The following is a 12,990-nucleotide window of genomic DNA, read 5'->3' as shown; positions in this document are numbered from 1 at the left end:
TTCAAGCCATATCGATTCACACCACCAAGTGGCCTGACCGGTCCCCGTGCTGACGCAAAGCCCCGAGCACGGTGTCCAGAACGGCCACTGCCCCTGCCTTGTCCAGCGGATCGTTGCCGTTCCCGCACTTCGGCGACTGGACGCAGGACGGGCAGCCGGCCGGGCACTCGCAGGAAACGATCGCCTCCCGCGTTGCGGCCAGCCAAGGGACAATTGCGGCAAACCCGCGATCGGCGAATCCCGCACCCCCGGGATGGCCATCGTGCACGAACACCGTCGCCTCCCCGGTGTTCTCGTGCCACGCGGTCGACACCCCGCCGATGTCCCAGCGGTCGCAGGTAGCGAACAGCGGTAGCAGGCCGATCGCCGCGTGCTCGGCGGCATGCAGGGCACCGGGGACGCGCGCCGGATCCAACTCGGCGCACGTCCTCGGTGCCTTGCCAAGATCCTCGGTCCCCACCCTGGAGCCTCCGGTCCCCACCGGCTCCAGAACTTCGGTCCCCGGCCGATGGCCCCCGGTCCCCGCCACGCCATCGGAACCGCCGAGGTCCTCGGACGGGCCGAGCAGGTCCGCCGAGATCGTGTACCAGACGGCGCGGGTGTGCAGGCTCTGCTCCGGCAGGTCGAGCGGAGTCTGGTCCAGCACCTCACCCGAGGGACGCCGCCGCAGGTAGCCGACTACTTGCGAACTCACCGACACCTCGCCGAGGTTCACCGTGACCCCGCCGTGCACCCGGGTCTCCTCGGTGCGCAGCACACTGATGTCGACGATCTCGCGCGGTGACGTGGTCCAGTCCGGATCCTCCGCGTGCACCAGGGCCAGCCCGGTTTCCAGATCCAGTTCGTCGACCACGTAGGACGAACCCTGGTGCAGGTACACCGCACCGGGATGTACCGCGTAACAGGCGGATCCCGGATCGACGGTGCCGAGCATCCGCCCGGAATCGGCCTCCACCACGGCGATCTGCTCGCCGCCGGAACCGCGGATGCCGACGTCGGCGTGCGGCCGGTCGCGTGAAGTCCAGTACCAGCCGCTCGTCCGGCGCCGGATGATCTTCTCCTTGACCAGATCGGAGAGCACCGCCCGCGCCGCGTCGCCGCCGAAGGCCGCGACCTCCGGTTCGGTCAGCGGGAGTTCGGCGATGGCGCAGGCCAGCTGCGGTGCCAGCACATACGGGTTCGACGGGTCGAGGACGGCGGCTTCCACCGGCCGGTCCAGGATCGCGGCCGGATGGTGCACGAGATAGGTGTCCAGCGGATCGTCGCGGGCGACGAACACGACCAGTGCCGCGTCACCCGCGCGCCCGGCCCGCCCCGCCTGCTGCCAGAACGACGCGAGCGTGCCGGGATAACCGGCCAGTACCACCGCGTCGAGGCCCGCGATGTCCACGCCGAGTTCGAGCGCGTTCGTCGTCGCCACGCCGAGCAGCCGGCCGGACAGCAGCGCCGCTTCGAGGGCGCGGCGCTCCTCGGGCAGATAACCGGATCGGTACGCGGCGACGGACTCCGCCAGTGAACCGTCCACTTCGGACAGAATCCGCCGGGCGCCGAGCGCGGTCAGTTCCGCGCCCCGCCGTGACCGGACGAAGGCCAGCGAGCGGGCACCCTCGATGACCAGCTCGGCGAGGATCCGGGAGGCCTCGGCGCCGGCCGAGCGCCGCACCGGCGCCCCGTTCTCGCCGGAAAGTTCCGACAACAGCGGGGGTTCCCACAACGCGACCGTGCGGGCGCCGCGCGGCGAGCCGTCTTCGGTGACCGGGACGCACTCCTGCCCGGAAAGTTTCGCCGCGAACGCCGCCGGGTCCGCCGTCGTCGCCGACGCGAGGACGAAGACCGGCGAAGCGCCGTAGTACGCGGCGACCCGCCGCAACCTGCGCAGCAGCAGCGCGACATGGGAGCCGAAGACGCCGCGATAGCTGTGGCATTCGTCGATGACGACGAACGAGAGCCGCCGGAAGAACCGTGACCAGCGCGCGTGCGAAGAGAGGATCCCCCGGTGCAGCATGTCCGGGTTGGTGAACACCCAGTTCGCGTGCGCGCGGACCCAGTCCCGCTCCTCCAGCGGGGTGTCGCCGTCGAACGACGCCGCGCGCACCTTCTTGATGTCCAAAGAGGACACTGCGCGCAACTGGTCGGCGCCGAGCGCCTTGGTCGGGGACAGGTACAGCGCCGAAGTCCGCTCGTCCTCGACCACCGCCGAGAGCACCGGCAGCTGGTACGCGAGTGACTTGCCCGACGCCGTGCCGGTGGAGATGACGACATGCCTGCCTTCGCGGACCAGCGACGCGGCTTGGGCCTGATGCCGCCACGGCGTCTCGACGCCGCTCGCCGTCAGCGCCTCGACGACCGGGGCCGCGACCCACTCCGGCCAGTCCACCGAATCCGCCGGACGGGCGGGCAGTTCGGCCACATGGGTGACCGGGTACAGCGAAGCCGGGATACCCGCCGTCGCGCGGTCGAGAAGCCGCCGGCCCTTGCCGGATTCCGCCGTGCCGTCCACCTTCGGAAGCTTCGCACAGCACCCCGACAGAAAACGTCCGCCCGCGACCGGAACGGGCCCCGGGGAGGGGCGCGGATGATCGATACAGTGATCAGCCTCACAAGGTAACGGAACGTGCGGTGCCGGGGACGCCTTGCCGCCCGCCATCCCACTACCAATACACTCCCGCAATCCACACCGTCTGTGGCGAGCGTCATGTGAGACGTGCCTTGCAGTGCGACTAGCGTGACGTTCGGTTCAGATCCCCATGCCAACGTCGGCACGCCGGTTCCATCGGCGGATCGTCGTTGGCCAACGGCGACGTCTCCAGGAGGACGAATGTCCCGGCAGTTCCTCGCGGCGGGCGAACTCTCGCTCACCGGAGGTGGTTACACCATTGTCGGTGTAATCGCCGTGGTCGCCCTTGCCGCACTGGTCATCGGCTACGTTCTGCTCAAGGAGGTGCTGGCCGCGGGCCAGGGCACCACCAAGATGCAGGACATCGCGAAGGCAGTGCAGGAAGGTGCGGCTGCCTATCTCAAACGGCAGCGCAACACCCTCGTGATCTTCGGGGGAATCGTGTTCTTGCTGCTCTTCGCCTTGCCGGCCGATGACTGGAACGAGAAGATCGGCAGGTCGATCTTCTTCCTGGTCGGCGCGGCGTTCTCCTTCGCGATCGGCTATCTCGGCATGTGGCTGGCGACGCAGGCGAACCTGCGGGTCGCGGCCGCGTCGCGTGAGGAAGGCGGTCGCGAGAAGGCGATGCGCCTGGCCTTCCGCACCGGTGGCGTGGTCGGCATGATCACCGTCGGCCTCGGTCTCTTCGGCGCCGCGGTGGTCGTCCTGGTCTACACCGGACAGGCGCCGAAGGTGTTGGAGGGCTTCGGTTTCGGTGCCGCGCTGATCGCGATGTTCATGCGTGTCGGCGGCGGTATCTTCACGAAGGCCGCCGACGTCGGCGCGGACCTGGTCGGCAAGGTCGAGCAGGGCATCCCCGAGGACGACCCGCGCAACGCGGCCACCATCGCCGACAACGTCGGTGACAACGTGGGTGACTGCGCCGGGATGGCGGCGGACCTCTTCGAGTCGTACGCGGTCATGCTCGTGGCGGCACTGATCCTGGGCAGCACCGCCTTCGGCGTGCACGGCCTGATCTTCCCGCTCATCGTCCCCGCCATCGGCGTGATCACCGCGGTCATCGGTGTCTACATCACCAAGGCCAAGGCGGGCGAGGGCGGCCTCGTCACGATCAACCGCTCGTTCTACATCTCCGCGGCCATTTCCGCGGTGCTTTCGACGATCGCGGCGTTCGTCTACCTGCCCGGCTCGTTCTCCGAGCTGACCAGCGGGGCCACCACCCAGTCCGGCAGCCCGGCCCTCATCGCGACCATCTCGGTGATCATCGGCATCGTGCTCGCCGCAGTCATCCTGAAGCTCACCGGGTACTACACCGGCACCGAGCACAAGCCGGTGAAGGAAGTCGGCAAGTCGTCGGAAACCGGTGCGGCGACGGTGATCCTGGCCGGTATCTCGGTCGGTTTCGAATCCGCCGTGTACACCGCCCTGGTCATCGGCGCGGCCGTGTTCGGCGCGTACCTGCTCGGCGGCGGCGTGGCGCTGTTCGCCGTGGCGCTGGCCGGAACCGGTCTGCTCACCACCGTCGGCGTCATCGTCGCCATGGACACCTTCGGCCCGATTTCGGACAACGCGCAGGGCATCGCCGAGATGTCGGGCGACGTCGACGAAGAGGCGGCGCAGATCCTCACCGAACTCGACGCGGTCGGCAACACCACCAAGGCGATCACCAAGGGCATCGCGATCGCCACGGCGGTCCTCGCGGCGACGGCGCTGTTCGGGTCCTATCAGGACGCGATCAGCAAGGCGCTGAAGTCGATTCCGGAGGCGGCGCAGGCCAGTACGGACGCGCTGAACTTCTTCGTCAACTCGGTCGTCAGCCCGAACACCCTCGTCGGCGTGATCGTCGGCGCGGCGGTCGTGTTCCTGTTCTCCGGTCTCGCGGTCAACGCGGTGTCCCGGGCCGCCGGCGCGGTCGTCTACGAAGTGCGCCGCCAGTTCCGCGACATCCCGGGGATCATGGAGGGCACCACCCGTCCCGAGTACGGCCGGGTCGTCGACATCGTCACGCGTGACTCGCTGCGTGAGCTGACCACGCCCGGTCTGCTCGCGGTCTTCGCCCCGATCGCGGTCGGTTTCGGCCTCGGCACCGGCGCGCTCGCCGGCTACCTCGCCGGCGCGATCGCGACCGGCACCCTGATGGCGATCTTCCTCGCCAACTCCGGTGGCGCCTGGGACAACGCGAAGAAGCTCGTGGAGGACGGAAGCCACGGCGGCAAGGGTTCGGACGCGCACGAGGCCACCATCATCGGTGACACCGTGGGTGACCCGTTCAAGGACACCGCCGGTCCGGCGATCAACCCGCTGATCAAGGTGATGAACCTGGTTTCGGTGCTGATCGCCCCGGCGGTCGTGCAGTTCTCGATCGGCGCGGACGCCAACGTCGGCATCCGTATCGCGATTTCGCTGGTCGCCGTCGCGATCATCGTCGCGGCGATCGTCGTTTCCAAGCGGCGTGAGTCGGTTCTCTCCGACACACCCGCGGAAGCGAAGGCGTAACGCCGAAGATCCCCACCGCCGGGCCCGTCACGTTTTCCGTGGCGGGCCCGGCGTTTTTGCCGGGGCAGGCTAATCTCTGCGCGTCACGCCGATCCTGTTCCGGGGGAGTCCTGCCATGAGGCGTCCGTTCGCGCTTTTCGCCACCGCGTTCCTGCTGACGGCCTGCGGTGGTGGTGCCGAGACGCCGCCCGCCGCTCCCGCACCTTCTTCTCCCGCCACTTCTTCTCCCGCCGCCGCTGCCGGAGCCTCGTGGATGGACGGCTTCTGCGGCTCGCTGATCGACTTCGCCAAGATCGGCGACTTCAAGATGCCCGAAGTCCAGCAGGGCGATGTCGCGAGCGCGCGGAAGGCGATGGACGAAGCCTTCGGGGTGTTCGCTCCCGGTTTCGACAACGCCGTCACCGGACTGAAGGGGCTCAGCCAGGCGCCGAGCCCGGAAGCCGAGGCCGCACGCAAGAGCCTCGTCGACGCGCTGACGCCGCTGCGCGACCAGGTCGTCGCGGCGAAGACCAAACTGGACGCCGCGCCGAAGGACGACAAGATGGCCGCCGCGGCCGCCGCGGTCTCGTTCCAGCAGATCGGGTCCGCCATCAACGACATGCCCGACCCGTTCCAGCAGCTGGAAACGAACGCGTCGCTGAAAGCGCTGGCAGCACAGGCCCCGAACTGCAAGAAGCTGCCTTCCTGACCTTTCTTGTCGTCACGTTGATTTGCATTGCCCCCCGGGATCGGTACCGTCGGGGGCCAGCTGGGAAGTCGTCAGGTCGGGAGGTGTTTTCGTGCGGCCGCGGTTCACCGTCCTTGCCGCGCTAGCAACAGGTATCGGGCTCGGCCTCGCCGGGTGCGGGCAGCAGCCCGCGGTGACTTCCCAAGCCAGACAAGAAGGTCTCGCGACGGTCAGTGCGTCGCAGGCCGACCCCACCTCCGCCTGGGCGGAGGGATACTGCGGCGCCGCGGGCAGCCTCGTGCGTGCGCTGTCGACGTTGCCCAGCGTCGATCCGAGCACGCTGCAGCAGGCGTCCCGGACCTCCAGTGAGCTGATGGGCTCGGTGGTCGAAGGGCTGAACCGCACGTCCGCCGCGCTCCGGAGCCTCGGCCCGTCGCCGGTCGCCGGCGGCGACGCCTCGCGAACGGCCGCGGTCGCCCAGCTCGACGGCATCCGCGTCCGCGCAGACGACGTCCGTCACCGCCTCGACTCCTCAACCGACGCCGAGGCGACGAAGACGGCCCTTCGCGACGCGAGGTCGTCCCTCGACGAACTCGACCGCCTCGACCTCCTCAGGGGCCTTAACGACGTCCCTCAGCTCGCTTCGGCGAGCAGCCGGATCCCCGCTTGCCAGGAATTGGTCAAGCAACCGCGCTGAGTCACCGGGCTGTCACTGGCCATGAGTCGAACTTGTGTTCTATTCTGTCGGGGTGGACGGGACGATCTCGCTCTTCTCGGCGGAGGCGAGCGGGCCTGGGCTCGCCGACCTCGCCGGTGTGCTGTGCGGGCCCGGGTGGATGGCGGGCTTCGGGCGGACGGCCGCGCGGCTGTCCGCCGTGGTCGACGAGCCGTGGCGGGCGCGTGCCCTGGCGAGGGAATGCCGACGTCGCGGCGCGGAGGCGCAGGTCACCGCCGCGGACTGCGGGCGGCCGCTGGTGAGAACGCCGTTCCGGGTCGATCTGCTGCCGCTGGAACGGCACTGGACCCGTGGTGAGGAAAAGGTACTGCCGGACGGGTTCCGGCTCAACGGGGCGATGCTGAGGATGTGGGCACTGGCGGCGGGTAGCCCGCAGGGCAACGGCTACCTGCTCGCACTCGATCCGGAGGCGCCGGAAACGCACGAACGGCTGATCACGGCGCTGGCCCGGCTGGGCGTCCCGGCGAAAGCCTTCAAGGGTGAAGAGGCGCTGCTGCGCATCACGGGCCGTCGGCGGCTCGCGCACGTGCTGGAGCTGATCGGGGACGCGCCTGTCGGCGCGGAGCCCGCTTGGCCGAGTCTGGTGCCCGCCGTCCGCGCCGGGTGAACCTCGCCAAAATGCCAGGAAAGGTCCTTTCCTCGCAAATTTTGCAAGGAAAGGACCTTTCATGGCACTCGAGACGAGGGGTGTCAGGGCTTCGGCGCCCTGCAGTTCGGATTCGCCAGGTCCAGCTCGCTATGGGAAAGGCAGGACGTCAGCTGATAGGTCTGCTCCCCGTAGTTGATGCCCTTCCGCACGGTCACGTTCCCGGCGGCGTCGACCTCGCACGGGTTGTTCATCGTGCACCGCTGACCGCTTTCGTTGCCGGTGTTGTTGACGCCGACGACCTTCCCGGTCGAGGTCTCGATGATCGGCGAACCCGAGGTCCCGCCGATCGTCTTGCACGCCGAGGTGTACCTGATCGAGTCCTTCCAGACCCAGTCCGCCTCGTGCAGCTCGTGCACGAAACCGTCGATGTTGCAGGAGTAGATCTTCTTCCAGTACCCCGAGACCACGTCCATCGCGACGCCGGCCGAAGGACGGGTCGGCGACAGCGTCAGCGGGGAGATACCGTAGGTCGACTGGATCTTCGAATAGCTGGTGCCGAGCTGGTACAGCGAGACGTCGGTGTCGGTCATCGTCGCGTAGAGCAGCTTCTTCGCCTTGAGTGTGCCCAGCGACGAACGGCCGTCCTTGGACAGCAGGCTGAAGGTTCGTGACGACGGCTTGTTGACGATTACTTCTCCAGGGTCCGGGAAACCTTCTTGGAGGCAATGCCCGTTGGAGAGGACGAGGGCCGGGTCGTCCAGGCTCGCCTCGGGCGGTTTGACCACCGACCCGGAGCAGTTCGACAAGGCCACGGTTCCGGCGAACGTGGTCGTCGCCGCCTCCGCCGGGGTGACGCCGACCAGTGCGGATGCGGTCAGCATGGCGAACAGGGTGCCGAGAAGTCGTCGGGTCACGTGGAGTCCTTTCGGGTCGGCGTGGACATCAAGTGAAGCGTTGGCGGGAAGGACCCACCACCGTCGAACGGAGGGTGTTGACCCGGTCACGCGGGACCCCAGGCGGACGTGTCCGACATCACGTGCTAGGTGTTGAAAGGAAACATCGGCGAGGTCAGCGGCGATGCGCTGGACACACGATCGGCGGCGTGTTGCACCACCTAGACGTGGTCCGGGCGGTGCGAGCGTGCACACTGACGGGTCGAGAGGCGGCGCGAAGGCGCCGAAGATGAGCGGAGAGCAGGACAGCGTGGCAGGAGCACGGACGAAGAAGACCGCGGCGTCGGACGATGGCGCGGGCCGCCGTCGGCTGGTGATCGTCGAGTCGCCGACCAAGGCCCGCAAGATCGCCCCGTACCTCGGCGCGAACTACGTCGTGGAGTCCTCCGTCGGGCACATCCGTGACCTTCCCCGCGGCGCGGCCGACGTACCCGCCCAGTACAAGGGTGAGTCGTGGGCCCGGCTGGGTGTCGACGTCGACAACGACTTCAAGGCGCTCTACGTCGTCACACCGGACAAGAAGTCCAAGGTCACCGAGCTGAAGGGCTTGTTGAAGGACGTCGACGAGCTCTACCTCGCCACGGACCCCGACCGCGAGGGTGAAGCCATCGCGTGGCATCTGCTGGAGACCCTCAAGCCGAAGGTCCCGGTCCGCCGGATGGTCTTCCACGAGGTCACCGAGCAGGCGATCCGCGCCGCGGCCGACAGCACCCGTGAACTCGACGGCGACCTGGTCGACGCGCAGGAGACCCGCCGCATCCTGGACCGGCTCTACGGCTACGAGGTCTCGCCCGTGCTGTGGAAGAAGGTCATGCCGAAGCTTTCGGCGGGCCGGGTGCAGTCCGTGGCGACCCGGATCGTGGTCGAACGCGAGCGTGAGCGCATGCGCTTCACCTCGGCGTCGTACTGGGACATCTCCGCGACGATGGACGCCGGTGCCGAGGCGTCGCCGCGGAACTTCCCGGCCAGGATGATCGCCGTCGACGGCGCGCGCCTGGCCACGGGCCGCGACTTCGGCTCCGACGGGCGGCTGAAGGCTTCGAACAACGAGATCCGTGTGCTGGCCGAGGCCGACGCCGTGCGGCTGGCCGAGGCGCTGAAGAACCGCGACTTCAAGGTCGCGAGCGTCGAGGAGAAGCCGTACACGCGGAAGCCGTACGCGCCCTTCATGACCTCGACCCTGCAGCAGGAGGCGGGCCGCAAGCTGCGGTTCACCTCCGAGCGCACCATGCGGATCGCGCAGAAGCTGTACGAGAACGGGTACATCACTTATATGCGTACCGACTCCACGACGCTGTCGGAGTCGGCGATCTCGGCGGCGCGCAGCCAGGCGACGCAGCTGTACGGCAAGGAATACGTCTCGCCGTCGCCGCGCCAGTACACCCGCAAGGTGAAGAACGCGCAGGAAGCCCACGAGGCGATCCGTCCCTCGGGCGAGGTCTTCCGCACGCCGGGCCAGGTCGCGAAGGATCTGGACACCGACGAGTACCGCCTTTACGAGATGATCTGGCAGCGCACGATCGCGTCGCAGATGGCGGACGCGAAGGGCACCACGATGTCGGTGCGCATCGTCGGCACGGCCACCAGCGGCGAGGAGTGCACCTTCGCCTCCTCGGGCCGCACGATCACCTTCGCCGGGTTCCTCAAGGCGTACGTCGAGGCCGTCGACACCGAAAGCGGTGGCGAGGCGGACGACAAGCAGAGCCGTCTCCCGCAGCTGGTCAAGGACCAGGCGCTGACCGCGACCGACCTGAGCCCCGACGGGCACACCACGTCGCCGCCGGCGCGCTACTCGGAGCCGAGCCTGGTCAGCAAGCTCGAAGAGCTGGGCATCGGCCGCCCGTCGACGTACGCGTCGATCATCAAGACCATCCAGGACCGCGGCTACGTGTGGAAGAAGGGTTCCGCGCTGGTGCCCTCCTGGGTCGCGTTCGCCGTGATCGGCCTGATGGAGCGGCACTTCGAGCGGCTGGTCGACTACGACTTCACCGCCGGGATGGAGGACGAGCTCGACCGCATCGCCGCCGGTGACGAACACCGGACGCAGTGGCTGTCGAAGTTCTACTTCGGCGGCGACATGGGCGTCGACGGTTCCGTCGGCAGGCTCGGCGGGCTGAAGAAGCTGGTCGGCTCCGGCGTCGAGGACATCGACGCCCGCGAGATCAACTCGATCCCGCTGTTCAGCGACGCCGACGGCCACGCCGTCGTTGTGCGCGTCGGCCGCTACGGTCCGTACCTCGAGCGCGAGGTCGACGGCACGTCGCAGCGGGCGAACCTGCCCGAGGACCTGCCGCCGGACGAGCTGACCGCGGAACTCGCCGAGAAGCTGTTCGCGACGCCGCAGGAAGGCCGCGTGCTCGGCACGGACCCGGTCAGCGGGCACGAGATCGTGGCGAAGGAAGGCCGCTTCGGCCCGTACGTCACCGAGCTGCTGCCCGAGCCGGAGCCGCTGCCCGAGGGAGCGACAGCCGCACAGAAGAAGGCCGCGAAGGCGAAGCAGCCGAAGCCGCGTACGGGCTCGTTGTTCAAGTCGATGTCGATCGAGACGATGACCCTCGAAGACGCGCTGAAGCTGCTCTCGCTGCCGCGCGTGGTCGGCAAGGACCCGGAGTCCGGCGACGAGATCACCGCGCAGAACGGGCGCTACGGGCCGTACCTGAAGAAGGGCACGGACTCGCGTTCGCTCACGACCGAGGACCAGCTGTTCTCGATCACGCTCGAAGAGGCACTGAAGATCTACTCGGAGCCGAAGCAGCGTGGCCGCTCCGCGACCGCGAAGCCGCCGCTGAAGGAGCTGGGCGACGACCCGGTGTCCGGCAAGCCGATGGTGGTCAAGGACGGCCGCTTCGGTCCGTACGTGACCGATGGCGAGTACAACGCGACGCTGCGGAAGTCGGACAGCATCGAGGAGCTGACCGCCGAGCGCGGTGCCGAACTGCTGGCGGAGAAGCGCGCGAAGGGCCCGGCGCCCAAGCGCAAGGCTCCGGCGCGCAAGCCCGCGGCGTCGAAGACGACGGCCACCAAGACGGCCGCGGCGAAGAAGACCACCGCGACCAAGACGACCGCGACCAAGACGGCGGCCGCGAAGTCGACTGCCGCCAAGAAGCCCGCTTCGCGCTCTACGGCCACGAAGACGAAGTAGCTTCTGTCGCCGGCCCAGCCCGAGTGTCATAAGGGGTCCCCATAGGACGAAATTCGTCCCATGGGGACCCCTTATGACATCCGGCGGCGGGTGCCGAGAGCGGCCCACCGGAGGCGACACCAAAGGTCCCCCGCTACCGCTCACCGACCGCTCGCCGACCGGCCTCACCCGTTCGAACAAAAGTTCTAAAAATTGTCGGTACCAGGGTGTTCAATGGTCAGGTGAGCACTTCAACGACCGCTGTCTTCGACGTCATCGACGAGGTCATCGCCCCGCTGGCCGCCGAGGTTCCGGAGCGTCCCTCGGTGATGGAGTTCTACGATCCGGAGCTCTCCGTGCCGCCGGTGCTGGCCGACGAGGAGCCGACCCCAGGGCTCACCCTTGCCGAGGAGGTGGAGCAGTACACCCGGTTCGTCAGCGGGATGACGGCGATCGGGCTCGCCCCGGGCGGTGAGGTCACGCCCGAGGCCGTCGGCCTGTATCGCGCGCTGCGCGGAGGGTTCATCCGCGGCGTGGTGACCGGCGTCTTCCCGTCGCGCGCGGAGCCGTGGGAGGTCCGGTTCTTCGGCGACGAGGACTACACCACGGTGCTGAACAAGCTCGGCAGGCGAGCGCGCCTGCGGTCCGGTTTCCTCAGCGCGCTTCCGGGATGGGTGTTCGACGGGCTGCCCGATCACCCGCCGGGCGCCGGCGAGACAATGCGCATCGAGACGGACGCGGGCGGCTTGATCCCCACGCGGGCCCGGGAGGCCGTCGAGGTGATCCGCGAGGGTGCTTCGCGGCCGCGTCACGGCACGGTCCTGGTCGATCTCGCGGTGCGGAACGCCATCCTCGCCGAGTATCCGCACGGCGCGTTCGGCCTGGTGGACAACGACCTCGGCCGCTACCAGTTCAGCGCGGCGATGAACAGCGCCGGCCGCTGGACGCTCACCTGGGGACCGGCCACCCGGTCGACGGCCGAACAGTGGATCGTGAAGGCGGTGCAGAACCATGCGTGAACCGACCACGGTGCGGGAACTGATGAAGCGCGCCGCCGAGCCGGTGCTGCGCGCCGTGCCGGAACGCCGGAGCGTGTACCTGGGCTACGACCCGGAGATCACCGACGACGAGATACGCCGTCTGTGCCCGTCCTACGACGAGCCGGCGGATCTCGTCACGCAGGCCGAGCGGTACGCGGCCAAGGCGGCGATGCTCGAAGAGGCCGGGCTGATGGAGAACGGCGAGATCCATCCCGCCGCGGTCCGGATGCACGGCGTGATGCTGCGGGGTTCGGTGCGCGGCGTCCTCACCGGCGTCTTCGCGTCCGCTCCCCGCTCGGTGCGGGTCGATTGCTACGGCGACGGGCAGCAGGCGGTCGTCTGGCGGATGCGGTCGGGGCGGCGGACCACCTTCAGCCTGAGCGATTTCGGTGAGCTGGGCGCCCGCGTCTTCGGCGGGCTCCCGCACGTTCCCGCCGGTGAAAGCGCCCCGATGCGCATCCGCATCGACGAACACGGCGTGCCGTTGCTCGGTCAGGAGGAAGAGGTCGGCCTGGTCGGCGAGACGCTCAGCCGTCCGCGGACCGGGACGGCGATCCTCGACCTCGTGGCCTTCGGCGGGCTGAACGCCGAGTATCCGGACTACGGCTTCGTCATCGTCGACAACGATTCAGGGAGGTTCGTTCTGTACGCCGCCCCTTCCGAAGGGTGGCTGATGTTCGGTGGAATGGACCGCCGGGCATTGGCGGGCTGGCTGCACGAGGCGGTGGACTTGAGCCGGACGTAGCCGCCTCTTGTGAACGAGGGAGGGCG

General features: G+C 68.6%; 9 protein-coding genes. 7 read left to right on the top strand and 2 right to left on the bottom strand.

The annotated features are described in order from the left end of the window. Positions 1–16: 16 nt before the first annotated feature. Positions 17–2,500 carry a DEAD/DEAH box helicase gene (locus L324_RS34330; protein ID WP_037318454.1) on the bottom strand — a complete coding sequence of 828 codons (2,484 nt, stop codon included), beginning with the start codon at positions 2,498–2,500 and terminating at the stop codon, positions 17–19. 318 nt (positions 2,501–2,818) lie between these two features. Between L324_RS34330 and L324_RS34325 the strand changes: the two genes are divergently transcribed. The 4 genes from L324_RS34325 (at position 2,819) to L324_RS34310 (ending at position 7,123) form a co-directional block, all read left to right on the top strand. Next, positions 2,819–5,113: a sodium-translocating pyrophosphatase gene (locus L324_RS34325; RefSeq protein WP_037318452.1), complete on the top strand. Its 2,295-nt coding sequence runs from the start codon at positions 2,819–2,821 to the stop codon at positions 5,111–5,113. A gap of 115 nt (positions 5,114–5,228) precedes the next feature. Further along, the gene (locus L324_RS34320) at positions 5,229–5,801 is read left to right on the top strand and encodes a hypothetical protein (RefSeq protein ID WP_235783724.1); all 573 of its coding nucleotides are present in this window, start codon (positions 5,229–5,231) and stop codon (positions 5,799–5,801) included. Between the two features lie 91 nt (positions 5,802–5,892). Next, a complete protein-coding gene (locus tag L324_RS34315) occupies positions 5,893–6,477 on the top strand; it encodes a hypothetical protein (protein ID WP_037318445.1) in 585 nt (194 codons plus the stop codon). A 34-nt stretch (positions 6,478–6,511) separates the two neighbouring features. Beyond that, positions 6,512–7,123: a hypothetical protein gene (locus tag L324_RS34310; RefSeq protein WP_037318442.1), complete on the top strand. Its 612-nt coding sequence runs from the start codon at positions 6,512–6,514 to the stop codon at positions 7,121–7,123. A gap of 83 nt (positions 7,124–7,206) precedes the next feature. Here the strand turns inward: L324_RS34310 and L324_RS34305 are convergent, their stop codons facing one another. Further along, a complete protein-coding gene (locus tag L324_RS34305; protein ID WP_037318440.1) occupies positions 7,207–8,019 on the bottom strand; it encodes a S1 family peptidase in 813 nt (270 codons plus the stop codon). Between the two features lie 268 nt (positions 8,020–8,287). Here L324_RS34305 and topA point away from each other — a divergent pair, with 268 nt between their 5' ends. From topA to L324_RS34290, 3 genes are all read left to right on the top strand, one after another. Further along, on the top strand, positions 8,288–11,200 hold the full coding sequence (topA, locus tag L324_RS34300; protein ID WP_173426431.1) for a type I DNA topoisomerase: 2,913 nt from the start codon (positions 8,288–8,290) through the stop codon (positions 11,198–11,200). A gap of 206 nt (positions 11,201–11,406) precedes the next feature. Next, positions 11,407–12,198: an ESX secretion-associated protein EspG gene (locus tag L324_RS34295; protein ID WP_037318437.1), complete on the top strand. Its 792-nt coding sequence runs from the start codon at positions 11,407–11,409 to the stop codon at positions 12,196–12,198. Beyond that, positions 12,191–12,964, top strand: coding sequence for an ESX secretion-associated protein EspG (locus L324_RS34290; protein ID WP_037318436.1), 774 nt, complete (start codon positions 12,191–12,193; stop codon positions 12,962–12,964). The genes L324_RS34295 and L324_RS34290 overlap by 8 nt, the downstream gene beginning before the upstream one ends. Positions 12,965–12,990: the final 26 nt, after the last annotated feature.

Origin of the sequence: Amycolatopsis orientalis DSM 40040 = KCTC 9412, from assembly GCF_000478275.1 — a bacterium.
GTDB lineage: Bacteria > Actinomycetota > Actinomycetes > Mycobacteriales > Pseudonocardiaceae > Amycolatopsis > Amycolatopsis orientalis.
The sequence above is the reverse complement of the archived record's forward strand: the minus strand, read 5'-3'. Positions and strand labels throughout refer to the sequence as shown.